17 protein-coding genes, 1 tRNA gene and 1 pseudogene are annotated in these 19,025 nt (G+C 67.0%); 8 read left to right on the plus strand and 11 right to left on the minus strand.

What is annotated here, in order from left to right; all coding sequences use genetic code 11:
- Positions 1 to 34 precede the first annotated feature (34 nt).
- Positions 35 to 3,004 carry a PQQ-dependent sugar dehydrogenase gene (locus EV645_RS25265; protein ID WP_198681828.1) on the minus strand — a complete coding sequence of 990 codons (2,970 nt, stop codon included), beginning with the start codon at positions 3,002 to 3,004 and terminating at the stop codon, positions 35 to 37.
- A 225-nt stretch (positions 3,005 to 3,229) separates the two neighbouring features.
- Between EV645_RS25265 and EV645_RS25270 the strand changes: the two genes are divergently transcribed.
- On the plus strand, positions 3,230 to 4,129 hold the full coding sequence (locus tag EV645_RS25270) for a GIY-YIG nuclease family protein (RefSeq protein WP_157997151.1): 900 nt from the start codon (positions 3,230 to 3,232) through the stop codon (positions 4,127 to 4,129).
- 19 nt (positions 4,130 to 4,148) lie between these two features.
- The gene (locus tag EV645_RS25275) at positions 4,149 to 4,805 is read left to right on the plus strand and encodes a SecDF P1 head subdomain-containing protein (protein ID WP_130446416.1); all 657 of its coding nucleotides are present in this window, start codon (positions 4,149 to 4,151) and stop codon (positions 4,803 to 4,805) included.
- Here EV645_RS25275 and EV645_RS25280 read toward each other — a convergent pair.
- The 3 genes from EV645_RS25280 to EV645_RS25290 form a co-directional block, all read right to left on the minus strand.
- Positions 4,795 to 5,541 (minus strand): hypothetical protein, encoded by a 747-nt coding sequence (locus tag EV645_RS25280; RefSeq protein ID WP_130446417.1) that lies wholly within the window; start codon positions 5,539 to 5,541, stop codon positions 4,795 to 4,797. The two genes, EV645_RS25275 and EV645_RS25280, sit on opposite strands and share 11 nt — an antisense overlap.
- A 1-nt stretch (position 5,542) precedes the next feature.
- On the minus strand, positions 5,543 to 6,067 hold the full coding sequence (locus EV645_RS25285) for a SigE family RNA polymerase sigma factor (protein WP_130446418.1): 525 nt from the start codon (positions 6,065 to 6,067) through the stop codon (positions 5,543 to 5,545).
- Positions 6,068 to 6,143: 76 nt separating this feature from the next.
- The gene (locus EV645_RS25290; RefSeq protein WP_130446419.1) at positions 6,144 to 6,884 is read right to left on the minus strand and encodes a TrmH family RNA methyltransferase; all 741 of its coding nucleotides are present in this window, start codon (positions 6,882 to 6,884) and stop codon (positions 6,144 to 6,146) included.
- Between the two features lie 307 nt (positions 6,885 to 7,191).
- Here EV645_RS25290 and EV645_RS25295 point away from each other — a divergent pair, with 307 nt between their 5' ends.
- Positions 7,192 to 7,605 (plus strand): AMIN-like domain-containing (lipo)protein, encoded by a 414-nt coding sequence (locus tag EV645_RS25295; RefSeq protein WP_198681829.1) that lies wholly within the window; start codon positions 7,192 to 7,194, stop codon positions 7,603 to 7,605.
- A gap of 6 nt (positions 7,606 to 7,611) precedes the next feature.
- Positions 7,612 to 8,574, plus strand: a complete 963-nt coding sequence (locus EV645_RS25300) for a GNAT family N-acetyltransferase (RefSeq protein ID WP_130446421.1) — start codon at positions 7,612 to 7,614, stop codon at positions 8,572 to 8,574.
- On the opposite strand, the gene EV645_RS25305 is transcribed toward EV645_RS25300, so the two are convergent.
- Both EV645_RS25305 and EV645_RS25310 read right to left on the minus strand, forming a co-directional pair.
- The gene (locus EV645_RS25305; RefSeq protein WP_130446422.1) at positions 8,564 to 8,854 is read right to left on the minus strand and encodes a DUF4287 domain-containing protein; all 291 of its coding nucleotides are present in this window, start codon (positions 8,852 to 8,854) and stop codon (positions 8,564 to 8,566) included. The genes EV645_RS25300 and EV645_RS25305 overlap by 11 nt on opposite strands.
- A gap of 47 nt (positions 8,855 to 8,901) precedes the next feature.
- The gene (locus tag EV645_RS25310) at positions 8,902 to 10,314 is read right to left on the minus strand and encodes a pyridoxal phosphate-dependent decarboxylase family protein (protein ID WP_130446423.1); all 1,413 of its coding nucleotides are present in this window, start codon (positions 10,312 to 10,314) and stop codon (positions 8,902 to 8,904) included.
- A gap of 39 nt (positions 10,315 to 10,353) precedes the next feature.
- On the opposite strand from EV645_RS25310, the gene EV645_RS25315 reads away from it, so the two are divergent.
- A complete protein-coding gene (locus EV645_RS25315; protein ID WP_242000634.1) occupies positions 10,354 to 11,658 on the plus strand; it encodes an MFS transporter in 1,305 nt (434 codons plus the stop codon).
- On the opposite strand, the gene EV645_RS25320 is transcribed toward EV645_RS25315, so the two are convergent.
- A complete protein-coding gene (locus EV645_RS25320; protein WP_338419152.1) occupies positions 11,588 to 12,796 on the minus strand; it encodes an MFS transporter in 1,209 nt (402 codons plus the stop codon). The genes EV645_RS25315 and EV645_RS25320 overlap by 71 nt on opposite strands.
- A gap of 27 nt (positions 12,797 to 12,823) precedes the next feature.
- On the opposite strand from EV645_RS25320, the gene EV645_RS25325 reads away from it, so the two are divergent.
- Positions 12,824 to 12,896, plus strand: a tRNA-Thr gene (locus tag EV645_RS25325).
- 127 nt (positions 12,897 to 13,023) lie between these two features.
- On the opposite strand, the gene EV645_RS25330 is transcribed toward EV645_RS25325, so the two are convergent.
- Both EV645_RS25330 and EV645_RS25335 read right to left on the minus strand, forming a co-directional pair.
- Complete coding sequence (locus EV645_RS25330; protein WP_130446425.1) at positions 13,024 to 14,481, minus strand: amidase family protein; 1,458 nt, start codon at positions 14,479 to 14,481, stop codon at positions 13,024 to 13,026.
- Between the two features lie 212 nt (positions 14,482 to 14,693).
- The gene (locus EV645_RS25335; protein ID WP_130446426.1) at positions 14,694 to 15,239 is read right to left on the minus strand and encodes a DUF302 domain-containing protein; all 546 of its coding nucleotides are present in this window, start codon (positions 15,237 to 15,239) and stop codon (positions 14,694 to 14,696) included.
- Between the two features lie 286 nt (positions 15,240 to 15,525).
- On the opposite strand from EV645_RS25335, the gene EV645_RS25340 reads away from it, so the two are divergent.
- The gene (locus EV645_RS25340) at positions 15,526 to 16,125 is read left to right on the plus strand and encodes a TetR/AcrR family transcriptional regulator (protein ID WP_130446427.1); all 600 of its coding nucleotides are present in this window, start codon (positions 15,526 to 15,528) and stop codon (positions 16,123 to 16,125) included.
- 1,163 nt (positions 16,126 to 17,288) lie between these two features.
- Here EV645_RS25340 and EV645_RS25345 read toward each other — a convergent pair.
- Both EV645_RS25345 and EV645_RS25350 read right to left on the minus strand, forming a co-directional pair.
- Positions 17,289 to 17,696, minus strand: coding sequence for a VOC family protein (locus EV645_RS25345; protein ID WP_130446428.1), 408 nt, complete (start codon positions 17,694 to 17,696; stop codon positions 17,289 to 17,291).
- A 304-nt stretch (positions 17,697 to 18,000) separates the two neighbouring features.
- Positions 18,001 to 18,537, minus strand: coding sequence for a hypothetical protein (locus tag EV645_RS25350; RefSeq protein WP_130446429.1), 537 nt, complete (start codon positions 18,535 to 18,537; stop codon positions 18,001 to 18,003).
- Between the two features lie 278 nt (positions 18,538 to 18,815).
- On the opposite strand from EV645_RS25350, the pseudogene EV645_RS25355 reads away from it, so the two are divergent.
- Positions 18,816 to 19,001: pseudogene (locus tag EV645_RS25355) on the plus strand (transposase); the annotation flags it as partial.
- Positions 19,002 to 19,025 lie beyond the last annotated feature (24 nt).

Here is a 19,025-nt window from a genome sequence, read left to right on the forward strand (position 1 = left end):
CGATAGGTCCGACGCGATCGTCACAACGACTGAATTACGGCAGCACCCACTTCTGGCCGAGCCCGGTGGTGCAGGTCGCGAGGATCAGTTTGGTGCCGTTGGCGCTCAAACCGCCGGCGGCATTGAGACAGAGACCCGACGCCGTGTTGACCAACGTGCCGTTGGTCTGGGGCGTCCAGCGTTGGCCGGGTGAACCGTCGCAGCTCCACAACACCGCCGGGGTGTTGAGCGTGGTAGTACGAGCCGACAGACATTTGCCCATCGTGCGCACGGTCCCGTCCTCGAGCGACGGCGTCCACAGCTGGTTCGCCGACGACTTGCAGGTGTAGAGCGTCGTCGGCGTACCGTCCGCGCTCGCGGCCTGATAGACGTCGATGCACTTGCCCCCGATCCCGGTCACGAGCCCCGTGTCCTGGAAGACGCCGAACTCCCACAGCGAGTAGTAGCTGCCGGCAACAGCGCGCTTCGTCGCATTGATCCGCACGTACCGCGCGTAGTTCGGCGAGAACACGAGGCTGTCGGTCGAGCCGTCACCGCTGACCGTCGACGCGACGGTCTTCCACGTCCGCCCGCTCCCGGACACCTGGATCTGGTACGACTTCGCGTACGCCGTCGACAACCAGTTGAGCAGCACCCGGTTGACCACCTGCACCGATCCCAGATCGATCCGCAACCACTGCGGATCGGTCCGCGCACTCGACCAGGCCGTCGTCATCGACCCGTCAACGGCCTTCGACGCCTCCCGCCCGGCCATATAGGTGCTCGAGGCAAGCGCCGGTCGACCGCGGGCCAGGTTCCGCTTGACGCCGTACGCCGCCGTGTACGTCGTGACCGCTGCCGGTGCGACGAGGTTGTGGTCGCGCGCACCGCCGTCCGACCACGACGCGAACCGGTACAGCTGATTCGCCGAGGCCTGCGTCGGCTCCGCGGAGACCGAGACACTCGACCCGACGATCACCGTGGAGGTGAACGGGGTCTTCGCCGTCGTGTTCAGCGACGTCACCGGCAACCCGGCAGGCGACGAGGCGAGCCTCAGCCCGACCGTCTTCGGATCGAGCCGCACGCTCTTGGTGTCGGTCAGCCCTTGCGCATCCGTCGCCGTCAGCTTCAGTTCGAGGTACGACGGGTACTCGTGATCCGGCGCCGTGAACGTACCGCCGGCACCGGTCATCGACGTGATCGTGTGCGTGTGGCAGTCGCTCGGACAGTGGTGCATGATCAGCGACCACGTCAGCGCCGTCGCCGGCAACGTCCCCTGCTCCGGGTCGGTCGCCGAGCCCGAGAAGCTGATCGTGTCCCCGACCTTCCACGTCGTCGCCGGACCTGGTGACGTGATCAGCGCGGTCGGCGCCGTGTTCGCCACGTTGATCTGCATGGACGTCGCACTGGTCGTATGACCGTCCGACACCTTCAACCGCGCAACGACTTCTCCCGCCGTCGTATAGGTGTGCTGGACAGTCGCGGCTGTCGAGTCGTCGTACACGCCGTCGCCATCGAGGTCCCACGAATACGTCAACGGATTGCCGTCGGCGTCGTTGGAGGCGGTCCCGTCGAACGTCACGGTCAACGGCGTCGCCCCGCTCGACGGGTCGGCGTGGATCACCGCGGTCGGCGGATTGTTCGTCGCGTCGTACACGTACCGGAGGATTCGCCCGTTGTCGTAGTCGACCGCGAAGATGTCACCGCCGGGACCGACCTGCAGTTTGGTCGCGCCGTACCCCGAGGCGAAGGTCTGGATCTTCGCGGGGTCCGGCAGACCGTTCGCGCCGGGCATCATCGCCCACACGCAGCGGCGGCTGTAGTCCGCGAAGAACAGCGCGCCGTCGTACTCCGCCGGGTAGTTCCCGCTGCCGTAGAACTGCATCCCGGAGATCGACGAGCTGCCGACGGTGCAGGATTCGCCGGTCACGATGTGGTCGGTGTGCTTGTACGCGTAGTACGGCGACGCGACCGCGGACGGGCCGGCGGCGTACAGGTTCTCGCAGATGTTGACGTTGATCGCGTCGTACCCCGGCTGGCGGCCCGCGCCTTCGTAGCAGGGCCAGCCGAAGTTCGTGACCTTTGCGGTCGGATCGACGATCCGGTCGATCTCCTCCCAGGTCGAGTAACCGACGTCGCCGATCCACATCTCCTTGGTTCCCGGGCGGAACGTGAACCGCATCGGGTTGCGCAGGCCGTTCGCGACGATGCGGCGCGTGTTGAGGTCCGCACTGCTCAACGCCGGGTTACCGGGCGCGGCCTGACCGGTGTCGGGATCGATGCGGATGATCGAGCCGTCGAGGCCGGTCGGATCGCCGGTCGTCCGTACGTCCTGCGCCCGGAGCGCTCCACCTTCGGCGGTCGGCGGCGTCAGCGTCGTACCGACGGCCGCAGGTCCATCGCCACAAGGGTTGTCGGGCGTGAGGTCGGACGACGGGTAGCTGTCCTGGCCGTAGTCGACGTAGTTGAAGCTCCCGCCGTCACCGCCGCCGGCGTACAGCATGCCGTCCGGACCGAACTCGATCGAGCCGATCGAGTGGCTCGGGAACACCTGGCACCAGTCCTCGACCAGCACCTGCTCAGCGCCGTTCTCGTTCAGCACCGAGAGCCGGGCACTGGCCTGGCAGCCGTCGGCGGTCGGCCCGGGCGGCGAAGGACAAGGGTCGTCGTTGGTGTCCGGCGTACCCCACTTCGGTGTCGGTCCGCCGATCAATCCGTCGTGCGTGTACAGCACGTAGATCCGTGGATCCGTTGGGAAGTTGGGGTTCAAGGCCATGCCGAGCAGTCCGCGGTCCCAGTAGTTGTAGACCTCGGTGCGCAGATCGGCGTACACGCTCGGTGTCGGATCGTCGAGCGAGTCGAAGACCTTGATCAGGCCGCTCTTCTCGGCGACGAACACGCGGCCGTCGGGCGAGAACGCGACGTTCGTCGGATTCGTCAGCCCGGTGAACACCACCTGCTCGCTGAATCCGGTCGGCGCGACCGCGGCCTGTGCCGGCGCGATCACGGCGAGCGGCAGCAACACCAGAACACACAATGCAGGCAGCGCATGGCGCAGCCATATGGCGGATAACCTCACGAAGCCCCCCAGCCTCCCAAATCCGGTGCTCGCCCTCACAGCCCCCAACGAGCACTCGGATCGCACGCCAGAATGACTGCCGCGTCCTTCGGTGCGCAACCCCCGATCTGCATTCGTTTCAAACACTCAACCGAATGTCACTCGCCCGGTCGGACCGGGCACACTGGGCTGATGATCAGCAGCGTCCGGGAGTTGCCGACAGTGCCGGGTGTGTACCGTTTCCGCGACGACGCCGGGAAGGTGTTGTACATCGGCCGCGCCCGCAACCTGCGGCGACGCGTGCAGTCCTATTGGGTGAACGTCGGTGACCGTCCGCATCTGACCCGGATGGTACGGCGGATCGCCCGCGTAGAAGGGGTTTCCTGCGATTCCGAGCACGAGGCCGCGTGGTTGGAGCGCAATCTGCTCGAGCATTCGAAGCCACGCTGGAACCGCGTCGAGGGCGGCGCGGAGGTCGTCGGCTATATCCGGCTCGCGACCGGATCCAAGCCAGGGCTGAGTTTCTCGCACACAGGCAGCGGTTCGTTACCGCACTTCGGTCCATACCTCGGCGGGTTGCGGATCCGGCAGGCGATCTCCGGGCTGCATCGGGTGCTGCCGTTGCAATACACAGTCTCGGGCGACGGTTCGGCCGAGGAGTTCGGGCGGCTGTTCGGGATCGGGCCGGGGGATCGCGAGGCGTTGGCGCGTACGGCGATCGCCGTACTGGAAAGGGATCCGGCCGCGGTGGCGACGCTGCGGGAGGAGTTGGTACGTCGTCGGGATCGCGCGGCGGCCGGGCTGCGGTACGAGTTCGCCGCGAAGGTGCAGGGGGAGATCGAGGCGCTCGACTGGATCGTGGCCGAGCAGAAGGTGGCGTGGCTCGAGCCGCGGAACGCGGACGTGTACGGATGGGCGGACGGCGTACTCGTGCGGTTCGAACTGCGGGCCGGCCGGATGTGCACGTGGACGCAGCGTGCGGTGGCTCAAGCGACGGCTCGCGAGCGGGTTGCGGCGACGCCCGAGCCGTGGCGGACCTTTGCCCAGCGGAACGCCGAGCTGGCGGCACGCCTGCTCAAGGTGACTTCTTGACTACGTAGCATGTCGTCCCATGACGCAGCCGCCGGTCCCTCCGAACCAGCCGCCGTACCAACAGGGACCGCCGCCGAACCAGCCGCCGCTGCCGCCGCTGTTCCCGCCGCAGCCGCCGCCGAAGCGGTCACGTGGACTCGTGTTGCTCGTGAGCGGCCTTGTCCTGCTGCTCGGCGTGATCATCGCGGCCGCCGTCATCGTGATCGTCAACCGGGGTGACGACGGGAAGCAGCCGACCTCCGAGCCCTCTGCTCGCACCAAGCCGTCGGACCCGACCGCGGTGGAGTTCCGTCGCGTGCTGTCGGCGAAGCCAGGCACCTGTCCCTCGCCGACGCCCGCAGGAACCTCCTGCGACGACAAGGGCACCGTCTACACCCTCGGCAAGGTGGAGCTCGACGGCAGCAACGTGTCCGAGGTCAAGGCGGCGATGCAGGAGAACGGTGCCGGCTGGTCCATCGGCCTGACGCTCGATTCGAAGGGCGCGATTCTGTTCGAGCAGCTCACCGCCGCCCTCGCCAAGGAGCTGCCGCCCAAGAACCAGTTGGCGATCGTGGTCCGCGGCCAGGTCGTCACGGCACCAGCGGTCCAGTCGCCGATCAGCGGCGGCAAGCTCGAGATCTCCGGCGGCTACACCCGCGACAGTGCCGAGGAGCTCGTCACCAAGATCACCGGCTAGCCGCGATGTATTCCGCCTTGCCGGCGTACTTGAACCGGACGATCGCGTGCGGAACCGGCCCCGGCCAGGGCGAATGCTCCACGCGGCGGTAGACGAAGTACCCGTCCTTGACCTTGGCGACGCCGACATACCCATCGGCGGTCTCGACTGTCACATGCGGGGGAGTCCCGCGCGGCACCGTGCCGAACACGCTCGTCACGCTCGAGCCGGGCTGCGCACCGCGCCCTTCCGCGGCGCCCTTGCGTAGCACGATGCCGTTCTTCGCCCCGCCGGGTACGACGGAGTGCTTCGCCCCGTTGCCCCACTCGGTCGTGCAGAACACGTCGGCGTCGGGAGTCGAACCCTCGGGCGACCGCCGTACCATCGACATCCCGAACGTGTCCTGGGTGTAGAGAACGACCTTCGGCCACAACCAGCCGTCGGACGGCGAACCGTCCGCGGTGGTGCACAGCCCGGTGCTGCCGCCGGGCGGCGCCGACAGCTCCGGCGCGGTCACGCGCGTGGTCGGCGTGACAGCCGGCGCGACGGGCAGCTTCCCGGATCGATCGATCGTTCCGACCGCAATCGTCGTCGCACCCGCAATCACTGCAACCGCGGCGGCTGTCGCGATCGCGGTCGCCGCGCGGCGTCGGCGTACCTGCTTGCGACCGGTCCGGACAAGCGTCTCGACGTCGGGCACGTACGGCGCTTGCGCGTCGACGGCCTCGGTCATCAGGTCCTTGAGCTGGTTCGTCATGTCAGCCTCCCAGTTCGGCGAGGTCGAAGTCGGCGAGCGCCGGATGCAGGCGCAGCTTGTCCAGCGCGCGCATCGTCTGGCTCTTGACGGTTCCCGGCCGGCAGCCCAGTACGTCGGCGGTCTCGTCGACGGACAGGTCGTCGAAGTACCGCAGTACGACGCAGGCCCGCTGCCGTTCGGGGAGCTCGGCGAGCGCCTGCGTGATCAAGAGCCGGCGCTCGGCGCGGCCGACGTGATCGGTGGGATCGGCCTCGGCAGTGAAGTAGGTGTCACCGCCTACGAGCTCGGAGCTCGACCGCCTTCTTAGCCCGTCGAGCGTCGCGGATACGACCACCTTCCGCGCATACGCGACGATGCCGCCCTTGCGGTACAGCTTCGGCCAGCGCCGGTAGAGCCGGAGCAGCGCCTCCTGGGTCGCGTCCTCGGCCCGTCGACGGTCCCCGCAGAGCAGGTACGCCGTACGCCACATCGCGCTGGCGTGATGGGTCACGAACGCGGTGTACTCGTGCTCCGCCTCGCTGTCCAACCTGGCCTCCTCAACTCGCGCTGCGCAATAAACGCGTCATCGCGAGATTCGGTTGCATCGGCGGTTGGTGGCTGCGTCAGCGGTTGGTGACCTCGAAGGCGACGATCGCGGCGGCGACGGCGACGTTCAGGGATTCGACGCCGGCGTGCAGCGGGATCTGCAGGTCGGAATCGGTCGACACGGTGATGCCATTGGTCTCGCCGCCGAGCACGTAGACGGCGCGCGGGGCGAGCTCGGCCTTGAACAGCGAGTCCTGCGAACGAGCTGAGAGCCCGTAGACGTGGTACCCGGCGTCCCGCAGCAGGTCGACGGCGGCCTTCGCGGTGGACGCGTTCACGATCGGCGCCTGGAACGCGATACCGGCCGATGCCTTGATCACCAGCGGCCCGACATGCGGCGTACCGGCCTTGGGCAGGATCACTCCGTCGAAGCCGGCGCCGGTCGCGGTACGCAGGATCATGCCGACGTTGCCCGGATTCGTGACGCCGTCGAGCAGGAACACGTTCGTCGGCCGCTTCCCGCGGGTCCGGACGAACTCCTCCAGCGGGGTCATCCGCGGCGCGTTCACATCCGCGACGACGCCCTGGTCGTGCTTCCCGTTCCCGGCCAGCCACTTCACGCGGCTGGCTGTCGCCCGCTCGACCGGTGTCCCGTACTTCTCCGCGGCCCTGAGGATCTCCTGCATGGAGCCCCCGGTCGCGTTGTCCGCGAGCACCACCTTCGCCACCGAGAGCTTCGGATCGTGCAACGCCTCCAGCACAGGCTTCCGCCCGTAGACCGTGATCCACTTGTCCCGCGGCGACTTCTTCGATTCCACCCGCCTACGGTACGCCGGGCAACGTCACCGCCGGGAAACAGCCGGGTTCAAGCAGTTGAATGCCGTCACCCAGTGTCGAATTCCGGGCACCTAAAGATTTACTTGCCAAAATGTCAACTTCGCCCTCCCGGCAGGCATCGAACAGGTGTCTCAAAGGGGGGACAAAATGAAGCTTTTCCATTCCATCCGAACCACGATCGCTTTACTCGCGGTGGCGGCAGTTCCTGCTGTTGCCGTACCCGCAACCGCCTCGGCTGCCACCGGTTGTCAGACCGCCTGGGGTTCTTTGCCAGAGGCAAGTACCAGGGTGAGCACCGCCACGCTGGCCACTGTCCGCGCCGGCCGGCACGCCTGCTTCGACCGTGTCGTCTTCGACGTCACGGGCACACCGACCAGCTACAGCGCGCACTATGTTTCGAACGTCTTCCGCGCCGGCGCCGGCCATCTCGTCCCGATCCGTGGGGGTGCGAAGCTGGAGATCATGCTCGGCGTCCGCGCGTTCAACGACGCCGGTCACTGGGCGTTCCAGCCTGCGAACGACTCCGAACTGGCGAACGTCGCCGGGTTCCGCACCGTCCGTCAGATCGCGTATGCCGGTGACACCGAAGGCGCTGCCTGGGTAGGGATCGGACTCCGTGCTCGTCTGCCGTTCCGCGTGTTCACACTCGACGGTCCGGGCTCCGGTAGCCGAGTCGTCGTCGACATCGCCCATCGATGGTGAAGCGCGATGACCACCGCCGTACTGCCCGCCGAGTACACGGTCCGGCCTCCTGTGCCTGCCGATTCCGGGGCGATCTTCGCCCTGGTCTCGGCGTACAACACCGCTGTGATCGGAACCGCCGACTGCACACTGGCCGACATCACCAACGGCATCATTGACCCGGGCTTCGAGTCGCGGACCGACGGCTGGCTGGTACTCGACCGGGACGACGTGCCGGTCGGCTACGGGACAGCCTGCGGCAAGGGCAATCGCGAGGTGGCCGAGATCGAGGTGCTGTCACAAGACGCCATGGTCGCCGGCTGGCTGTTCGACCGGTCCCTGCGGCGCGCAGCGGAGATGGGACGCGAAGCAGGCCACGCGGACGTCACTGTCGACAGCTACGTGTACGGCGCCGACACGTCCCTGCGTGCTCTGTTGTCCGAGCATGAATTCAGCACCGGTACGACGTTCAACCGGATGCGGATCGACCACACCGAGCCGGTCGCCACCCCCGACGTACCCGCCGGGTACGTCGTTCACCGTGGGGCGGACGACGACCGGACCCGCCGGATCGCGCACGATGTCATCATCGAGTGTTTCAGCGGTCAATTCGGTTTTGTCGCCCGCCCGCACGAGGAATGGCTCGAGGCTCGCGCGGCCTACGCCAATTTCTCGTGGTCCCAGTTCACTCTGCTCGAACTCGACGGGAAAGCAGTCGCGTTCCGCGACTGCAGCGATCGGGATGTCGAGATCGAGAATTGCGGCCATATCGACGGGCTCGGCGTGATCGAGTCGGCCCGTGGGCGGGGTCTGGCGACGTACCTGCTCCGCGACGCCTTCGCCCTCGACGCGGCCGCCGGGCGCGCCGGCACGATCCTGCACGTCGACACCAACAACCCGACCCCGGCGCTGCATCTCTACCTGTCGGTCGGCATGCGTCCCACTCTGGTGATCGAGGGCTGGCGACGCACCATGCCGGCTACGCGTTGACCGGGTTGCTCGCCTTGCCGTCGAGCCAGAGCATGTTGCTCGGGTCCGAATGGGTGCCCTTGGTACCGACGTGCTTGTCGCTGATCTGCGGCCCGTTCTTGATCACGTGAACCAGCGCCATCGCGTGCCCGCGGCCGAGCTCGTAGTCCGCCTTGAGCCAGTCGCAGATCACGCCGGCCTTGACGTCGCCGTACCCCCGGCTGACAGCCTCGTCGACCAGCTCCCGCGGGGTCCGGCCGGTCTTCTCTTCAATCTTGTCCAAGTACGCCTGGAACGACATGTCATTTCCTCCTGTGGTCGTCGTACGCCTGGGCGTCGAACGACCGGCTAGGAAATCGACAGCTGACGGAAGACTTTCAGTACGGCGGCTGCCGAGCGGTCGATGTCGTCGGGGCCGGTGGTCCAGTTGGAGACCGAGATGCGCATGGCCGCCTTGCCCTGCCAGGTGGTGCCGGACATCCAGCAGGTGCCTTCGTTCTGTACGTCGGTGACCACGCGCCGGGTGACGGCGTCGTCGCCGAACCTCACGAGGACCTGGTTGAGCACGACATCGTTGAGGACCTCTATGTCGTTGGCCCTGAGGTTCTGTGCAAATCGATCTGCCATCGCTTGGCAGCGGTCGACAATCTCGGCGATGCCATCACGCCCCAGCGCGCGAATGGCGGCGTACACCGGGATCCCGCGGGCGCGTCGCGAGAACTCGGGGTTGTAGTCGAGTGAGTCGCGTTCGCCGTTCTCGTCCTGGATCAGGTACGCGGCCCGGATCGACATCGCGGCGCGGTGGGGCTCGGGATGTGCACAGAGCACGATGCCCGAGTCGTACGGCACGTTGAGCCACTTGTGCGCATCGGTCGCCCAGGAATCGGCCCTGTCGATCCCGTCGACTAGTTGCCTGAGGCCCGGACTGACCGCCGCCCATAAGCCGAACGCGCCGTCCACGTGAACCCACGCTTGGTGTGCGTGCGCGATCTCGCAGATCTCCGCAATCGGATCAAACGCGCCCGTGTTCACGTTGCCGGCCTGCGCACAGACGATCGTTGGTCGGTTGATCCCGCTGCGGCCCGTGGTCCGGCCGGGGTTGGCGTCGAGCGCCTCGGCCAGCGCGTCGGCGCGCATCCTCCCTTGATCGTCCACCGCGATCGGCACGATGCTGTTCGTCCCCAGGCCGAGGAAGCGCAATGCCCGGTCGATCGTGTCGTGGCGCTCCGCTCCGGCCAGCACCCGGATCGGCGGCGCTCCGATCAACCCGTCCTGCTCGACATCCCACCCGGCCCGGCGCAGTACCTCATGCCGTGCGGCGGCCAACGCCGTGAAGTTCGCCATCTGCGCACCGGTGACGAACCCGACCGACGTGCTCGCAGGCAGCCCGAACAGCTCGACCAGCCAGCGCGCGGTGACGTCTTCCACCACGGCGGCCGCGGGCGAGGCGGCGTACAGACCTGCGTTCTGATCCCAGACCGTCGTGAGCCAGTCCGCGGCGAGCGATGCCGGCGTGGCGCCGCCGAATACGAACCCGAAGAAGCGCCCGCTCCCACTCGGCAACAGTCCGTCATCGACGCCTTTCGCAAGGTGTTCGATCACCTCACGCGGATCCGTCGGCCCGATCGGCAGTGGTCCGCCGAGCGCTTGATGGAGCTCTTCCGCCGTCGCTCGCGGACCGACCTCTCGCTCCGGGAGACCCTCCAGATAAGTCAGCGCCCGCTCGTACGCCTTGGACAGCGGCCCCTCCCAATCAACCATTCCTCCTTTGTACGCCAGTCTCGGCGCTACAGTTCGCAGATGCGGATGCGGAGTCAGTGGCCGGCGATCGTCGGCTACTCCCTGGTCGGTGCAGCCACCCAACTCGTCTGGCTCAACTTCGCCGGCGTCACGACGGTCGCAGCCGACCGCTACGGCGTCTCCGAGAGCGCCATCGGCTGGCTCGCCCAGGTCTTCCCACTCCTGTACGTCGTACTAGCAATCCCCTGCGGCCTAGCCCTGGACCGCTGGTTCCGCCCCGCCCTGATAGCCGGCGCCGTCCTCACCGCCCTCGGTGCCGCCGTACGCCTCATCGGCGACGACTTCACCTGGCTCCTAGCGGGCCAGATCCTCGCCTCGATCGCCCAACCCCTCGTCTTGAATGCGGTCACCGGCATCACCGGCCGCTACCTCGCGGAGAAGGACCGCCCGACGGGCATCGCGGTCGGCACGGCCAGCATCTTCGCCGGCATGGTGATCGCCTTCTTGTTGTCGGCCATCTTCACCACCGCGTCCTCGCTGCCAACCATGCTGTGGCTCACCGCAATCTTCTGCGTCCTGGCAGCAGTCATCCTGGCCCTCGTCGTACGCCGTCCAGGCCCCTTCGAGCCAGCCCACCCGACCGCGACAGTCGCCTACTTCGCCTACGAACCCCTGACCCCCCAAGAAGAACCCTCCGACGCCGCCACCGCGGCCACCCACGCGGACGCCGCCGCGTCCATCGACTCCGGCTCCGTCCCACCCCACCGGACCGACCGCGGCGCGCTCGCGACTGCCTGGGGCGACCCGCTGATCCGCCGCCTGTGCGTTCTCGCGCTGTTCCCGTTCGGCGTATTCGTTGCCATGAGCACCTTCGCCCAGGCACTCCTCGAACCAGCCGGCGTCAGCGGCGGCACCGCCAGCACGATCCTCCTGGTGAACGTGATCGCCGGCGTACTAGGCAGCGCGATCATCCCGGTCCTCGTCGTACGCCGCCACGCCGAATCCACCCTCCTGGTCCTCAGCCTCACCGCGACCGCCTTGGCCTGCGTCCTACTCGCGGTCGCCCCCGGCGTACTGACCGGCTTCGTCGCGATTACCCTCATCGGCCTGCTCCTACTCCCAGCCCTCCCGATCGTCCTCGAGCTGGTAGAACGCCGTACCGGAGAAGCCGAAGGCACCGCAGCCGGCCTGATCTGGATGTCCGGCAACCTGGGCGGCCTGATCGTGGCGGTCGTGGTCGGCCTGCTGGTCGATCACCCGCCTGCCGCATTCCTCGTCATGGCAGCGATTGCGCTCATCGCCGTACCCGGGGCTCGTGCTCTCCGCGGCCCGATCGCCGAACTCCGATCGCAGTCACAACCGTAGCGAGCAACCCGCCGGCCCCCGCGGTGATGAACGTCGTACGGGCGTCGGTGTGCTGGAGGAGCAGCCCGCCGAGTACGTACGAGATCCCCGCCGCGATCCCGATCGCGCCGTACAAATTGCCGAACACCCGGCTCCTGAGGTGCGCCGGTACGACGCGTTGCAGGTGCGTGTTGATGCCGACGTCGATGCCCGCGATCCCAAGCCCGCGGATCACCTGCAACGCCAGCGCCGCCCAAATCGCCCACGCCAGTCCGGTCACCAGGTTCCCCATGCTGCTCACCGCGAACCCGAGCAGCATCAACACCGGCATCCTGATGCTCCGCGCGTACCGAGCCAGGATCATGAACCCGACGATCAGCCCGATCCCCACCCCGGCGTACAACGTCGCCGACGCCGAGTCACTCCCGTGCAACTCGTCCTTCGCGAGGAACACCATCGCGACGTCGTCCACCCCGTTGAACGCGACCACGGCGAAGAACCCGATCCCGATGACCCGGACCGCCTTGGCGCGCCAGATGTACCCCAGCCCGTCCCGCGCATCCTTCAGAAAACTGTGCCCCGACGGCTCAGCCCGCGGAATCCGCGGCAACCGGCTCAGGAACGTCGCCGACACGAAGAACGTCGCCGCATCGATCAGCAGAATCCCGCGTACGTCGGTGACCAGGAAGAGCGCTCCGGCGATGAGCGGCCCAACCGCCTCCAGCCCATTCGTCCCCGCCCCGAGAGCCGAGTTCGCCGCCTCAAGCTCCTCGTCCTTCACCAGCCCAGGCATCGCGTTCCGCGAACTGGCCTGAAACACCGTCGCCGTCACACTCCGGACCGCAACCATCACCAGCAACACCGGCAGCGGCGGCAGAACCAGCGCCATGACAACCGTCAGCACCCCCTGCACCAGGTCGCAAACCACCATCACCCGCTTGAGATCAAACCGATCCCCAATCGCCCCCGCCAGCGCCCCGAACAACCCCGGCACAAAATCCCCCGCCAACAGCAACAACGCCACCGCCAGCGCAGCCCCCGTCGACCCCTGCACATACAGCAGCAACGCCACGAGCCCCAGTGAGTCCCCCAAGAACGACACCGACCGAGCAACCCAAAGCCGCCGAAACCCCACCGACCCCCACAGCACTCCCCACACAATCCACTACTATGTACCAGCACACCGGCCGGTGTGGCGCAACTGGCAGCGCACCGCTCTTGTAAAGCGGGGGTTAGGGGTTCAAGTCCCCTCACCGGCTCTCTGACCTGGGAACATAACCCGGAAGGCGGGACAACCGCCACGCGCAGGACCGTCGCACGTTGACCGGCGGGCGGCCGCTTGAGCCAGCGGTGTGACCGATTGGCTCTGTGGGGGCGGTGCGGTGTTCAGGCCGGCGTGGGCAGGGTGCCGAAGAGGGCTTCCACCCGGCGTGCCAGGTCCAACAGGTTCCTGTCATTGCCGTGCGCGGCGTCGATTTCCAGTCCGATGGGCAGGCCATTGGTGCTGAGGCCGATGGGGATGCTGATGCCGGGCAGGCCGGCTCCGCTGGTGGGGATGGTGTTGTAGGCGAGGAACCGTTCGTCGACCTGGTGGCCTGCAATGGTGATGTTCGATCCGTGTTCGATCCGGGGTGCTGGGCAGGGTGTGGTTGGGAACAGCAGTGCATCGGCCGCGTTGTGGGTGAATGCCTGGCCGAGTTGGCGCCGGAGTTTCGGGCGTCCGACGGACAGGGCCGCCTCATAGCCTTCCTCGGACAGGTAGCCCGACCCGGTCGGGACGACCACGTGGCTCCAGATCTCCTTCAGCTGGGGCTTGACGTCGTTGTAGATCTCATCGAACGTGACGGGGAAGTTGTTGCGGGCGACGAATTGAGTCACCGCTTCCCGCATCTCACGGAAGAAGAAGTTCCACGTCATCTGGTTCGTCGTGTCCATGAAGCCGTCACCGAGGTCGATCTCGATGATGTCGGCGCCGGCGTCGCGAAGGCTTTCGAGCGCGGCGGTGAAATGGGCTGCGGTCTCAGGGTCGATCACGTTCATGTACTGCCGGGGGGCGTGTGCGAACCGTACCCTGCGCAGGTCGGAGCGTTGCGGGGTTCGGGTGGCGGTGTCCCGGGTGACGATCTGGTCGAGCAACGCGCAGTCCTCGACGCTGCGGGCGAGGATGCCGGTGGTGTCGAGAGTGTGGGAGATCGGAGCGACGCCGCCGCCGGGCCAGCGGCCGTTGGTGGGTTTGTAGCCGACTACGCCGCACAGGGACGCGGGGACTCTGATGGAGCCCACCGTGTCGCCTCCGGTCGATGCGGGGACGATGCGGGCGGCGACCGCCGCGCCGGAGCCGCTGGAGGATCCGCCGGGGACGTGGTCGTGACCGTAGGGGTTCTTCACCTGGCCGTACGGGCTGTTGTGTCCGGTCAGCCCGAAGGACATCTCCACGAGATTGTTCTTGCCGAAGACGATGCCCCCGGCGTTCCGGAGCGCCACGACGACGGCGGCATCCTGCTGCGGGACGAAGTCCTTCAGGTTGCCCACACCGAGCGTGGTGCGCAGACCAGAGGTGGCGTAGCTGTCCTTGATCCCGATCGGGACGCCGAGGAGAGGAGCTGTTGAGCCCGCGGCGCGGGCCTTGTCCGCCTCCCGCGCTGCGGTCAGCACTGCGGACTCGTCGATGGTGATGAAGGAGTTCAGGTCGGCCTGCTTGCGCGCGCGCCGCAAGAGTGCGGAAGCGTACGCCTCGGAGGTGATGTCGCCGTCGCGGATCGCGGCAGCGGCCGCCGCTACGCCGAGCTCAATCAGTTCGTCATCACGCGATGCTGCCTCAACGGTAGTGGCATTATCCTGCACGATATCTCCTATAAATTCAGAATAACTGTCGGCAAGCGACCAACGTTATGTCTCCGGAAGCCAGCCAACACTCACATTTGCACTTCGATCACTATAGGGAACGCCCTCGACGGGACATCCGTAATGTACAGAATCGACAGCCCGCCCCGTCTGACAATTTGTCAGTCATTTCGATTTCCGGGCTGGAGTGTGCCGTCCGGGGATCGCCCCATTTACCGGTCGCTCGCAGCGGCTGCGGAGAGAGCGGGCGGGACGGTCACGTCCAGAACCTTCAGCAGGTTGGCGACCTTGCGGTCCAGCTCCTGGCCGACGGCGGCGATGTCGGGAACGTCGAAGCTGTAGAAACGGGTGCTGGGCTGGTCGATGGAGAACAGCGTCGCACCCTGCCGGTCCTGGTGGATCGCTGTACGCAGCGGTGCGTAGAGCATGACCGCCGGGTCGTGCCGATACATGCGCTCGGCGATGGTGTGATTTCCCATCAAATAGGTAGCGCAGGATCCCGGGTCGCCGGCCAGCCGCATGGTCGCCCCGACATCGGTGCTCCAGAACCGCATGAAACCATGCGGCGCGTTCTCCTCGGCGGCGGCGAGCACCGCGTCCCAACTTGCCCGCCCGGCGCGCAGCCGCTCCATCCGCACAAGGTCGAGCACCGGCACGGCAGCCTCGTACCGGGCCTGGAAATCCTCGAACGTCGTTCCCGTGTCGATCGACCACCGGACGACCTCATGGGAAACCGCGACGAAATTCTGATTGGACATGATCGTCTCCTTGCCTTCTCGCTCTCGATTACCAGTGCAGAAACGCAGGGTTTCCGACCGAACGCCCACAGCGGATTTGTAGGAATAGGCAGTCGCCCATCCGGGTCCGCCGCGTGATCCGACCGGGGACCACCGCGGGCCGTGCGCGGCGCCTGCCGCATCCGAGCCGTTCAGCGCCGACCCTCCGGTAGGGGCTAGGCCAGCCACCTCGATGAAGTAAAATGATCGCTGTACTTGAGCCTAACAGGCTCTTCGCGCGAAGTAAACCGATCGCTATACTTGTGGCATGGAAACGATCGATGCACCGGCCGGTGTATCCCGCGGTGGACGCGGCGCCCGGGAGCGCATCCTGCGCACCGCCGTGGAGCTGTTCGCCCGTGACGGCATTCACGCCACCGGCATCGCCAAGCTGACACACGAGGCACACGTATCGACTCGCACCTTCTACCAGCACTTCCCGAGCAAGGAAGCCTTGGTGAGCGCCTATGTTGAGCGTGTCGGAGCGGAACCAGACAGTCTCGAGAGCGCCCTCGACCGCCACGACCTCACCGCGCGCGAACGCCTCCTGCACCTGTTCGACGAACTCCCGGTCAATCAGGCACACCCACCTGTTCTGCGCGGCTGCCCCCTGCACAACACCGCTGTCGAAGCAGCCGGAAACATGCCCGAAGCCACAGCACTCGTCGAGCGCCACAAACGAGAATTCACCGCGCGGCTGATCAAAACCGCCGCCGAAGCAGGTGCCCCCGACCCCGACATCCTTGGACGACAACTCGCCCTGCTGTTCGAAGGCTGCCGCGCTCTATCCACCTCCCTCAACAACTCCCAGCCCATCCACGACGCCCGAGAGCTCGCCGCCACACTGATTGACCAAACAGCCACCTGACCCGCCACAGCCGACCACCCGTCGGGGGGGTCGGGGGTCGGGGGGACGCGACGGATCGGTGCGATACGCCGTACCGAACCGCAACAGGCTGTTCACGGCGAGTGCAGCGCAGACCGATGGAGTTGCTGCCGCCCGCTCGGCGCACGCATCGTGGTTGACGTGGTTGTCGCCTCGACCGCGCTCGAGCTCTACGGGTTGCCACCCGAAGACTTCACCGCTGCCCGCAAGAGACTCGCCCGGCAGGTCAAGGATGCCGGAGACGGTAGCGACAGCGCCGCGGTGAAGCCCTGCGGAACCGACACTCGCGGCCTGGCTGGCGAACCTGCTCGTCCGATCCGACCCGGACGCCGTCAACGACCTGACCGAGCTCGGCGAGGAGCTGCGCCAGGCGCACAGCTCCGGCGACGGCCGGGCGCTGCGCGAGCTCACACTGCGCCGACGACGGCCTCGTCCACAAGCTTGTGACCAGCGTACGGCCCAAGCCGGGAAGCACGGCCACGCGGTCAGCGCTCAGACCGAACAGCGGCTGAGCGAGACCCTGGATGCCGCAGTGATCGACCCTGGCGCCGCAGCACAGCTACTGCGAGCCGGGCAACTGACCGGCGCCCTGCGCCACGTCGGGTTCGGCGTGGTCGACGAGACCGGCGAAGCTGCCCGGCTCGCCCCGGTCACCCGCAGAGGCGTGCGCAGCCGACCCAACCCACCGGCCAAGGCCGCCGCTCCGCGTCGGCAACCGGCCGCGTGGTTCCAACGTGCTAAGCAAGCGCCACGCCGATCTCGCATCCCGCGCCGCGCGCGCCGAGCACGAGTACGCCGAGGCCGAACGTGCCGAAGCCGAGGCGCAGCTGGACGCACATGAGCACCACATCGCCGAAATCGAGGTGGCGATTGGGCGGCTGACCGAACAGCTCGAGCGGGCACGGGCAGCAACTCCGAGACGTGACACGAATACGAGGTCACTTTCGTGCGCGGGCTCATCGGGGTTGGGGTCGGCCTGCTGACCGGCCTGATCGGTGGTGTCGGAACGGCGATCGGAGTGGTCGGCGGCTTCCGGGGCGCCTGTCCTGTGGCTTGTTCATGGAGATACTCCTCCTCGTAATGAGAAGGTCGTCGGTTCGATTCCGACAGGGCGGCTCAGCCCAACCCCAGCCCGTCGAAAAGTCTCAGTCGAGGGCCTGTGCGATCTCCCACAGGTTGCCTGCCGGGTCTGCGAAGGCCGCGGTGCGCCTGCCCCACGGACGGTCCATCGGGCCGTTCAGCAGGGTGACGCCATGCGCCTGTAGCTCTGCGGCGGCCGCGTCAGCGTCGTCGACTCGGACCGTGTAGAGCGCTCGCCCACCGGCAGTCGGCGCGGCGACCGCTTTCGGCTCGATCAAGGTGGGTGCTTCGCCGACCGTGATCAGGTTGAGCATCAGGTTGCGGAGCCTGAGCAAGGCCGAGCCGGCGTCCTCGAAGATCACCTCGAGACCGAACACGTCGAGGTAGAACCTCTTGCAAGCCGCTACGTCCTCGACGAACAAGGTGATGACCTCGAGCTCGTCGAGGCCTTTGATCGGGCTGGCCTTCTTCATGCTGGTCTCCTGCTGCGTTGGGGCCGCTCACCGGCCGCGGGCCTTCGATGAATACATCGAGGCGCCACGACGGATCTCGACATTCTCGCCAAACTTGCCGGCGTCTCAGCTGGAGCGCCAACGGCTGTCGCCTGCCAGGATCGCCGGGGCGTGAGCGCCGATCCGGCTGTCAATGGCTGTGTCAATGAACCCCAGCCATTTGCGGGCAGATCAGGCACTACAGACAGTGCAGGTGCAAGAAGATCCCGACTGAGACACCCTCGCGTATGACGGCTCCCGCACTTGTAAAGCGGGGGTTAGGGGTTCAAGTCCCCTCACCGGCTCTCAGTACGACGTCCCACCCGACGAACTGTGGTCCAGCCCACGTGCACTCCGCGGCCGCTCTCTCGTCGGTCCGCTCCTCGGCAGCGCCCGCTACGCCCGCTCCCACCCACCCTCCGGCTACCGCCGGCGTTTCCCTGCCGACGACCGCCAGCGACTTGCGAGCCGCCGTCGGGACCGACTGCTTGGCCGGCGTCCGCGGTCGAGCGGACTGTGGTGGTGGGGGAGTGTGGTTAACCCACGCGTGCTGCGCAGCCGCGCTGTCGTCGCCCGCTCCTCCGCCGCGCCCAAAGCGCTCTCGTACGCGCTCGACACGTGGCTCGAAGTCCATGAAGCCAATGAGTCCACCCTCGATCGGAATCGCGAGCTCGCTGAGCGGACGATCGGCCCAGCGCTGGGAGACGTACTGCTCTCCAAACTCGGAGCGCGTGCCCTGGAGCAGTTCTACGCGCAGCTGCGACGTTGCAGCGCGCGATGCGACGGTAAGCCCTTCGTAGAGCACCGAACTGCAGATGCACATGAATGCCGAGTGGTGGTGAAGCACAGGTGGCCGCCGGGCCGGCCCTGGGTGACGTCGCGCGCCGAGCATGACTGCGATGCGGCGGGGTGTCGGGTTATCGAGTGCCAGACGCATGTCTGCAAGCCGTTGTCCGCCGGAACGGTGCGAAAGGTTCATTTCGTCATCAGCGGAGCGCTGGCGGCAGCGGTTCGCTGGGAATGGATCGACAGCAACCCCGCGGCCGAAGCAAAGAAGCCGAAACAGGCCCCGCCGCAGCCGCAGCCGCCGACATCAGATGAGGGATCTTCCCCAACCGCGACGCCATCGTCCGACTCGTCGGCGCCGTGCTGGCCGAACAAACCGACGAATGGGCCGAAGGCCGCCGCTACCTCGGCCTCGACATCCTCGCCCGATGCCGCCTCACCACCGTCACCACCACCAACCCCGAGATCGGAGCCGACGACATGCCCGCACTCACCGCCTAACCCCAAACAACCGATCACGCAGCA

The sequence above is a fragment of the Kribbella rubisoli genome (genome assembly GCF_004217145.1).
Lineage (GTDB): Bacteria > Actinomycetota > Actinomycetes > Propionibacteriales > Kribbellaceae > Kribbella > Kribbella rubisoli.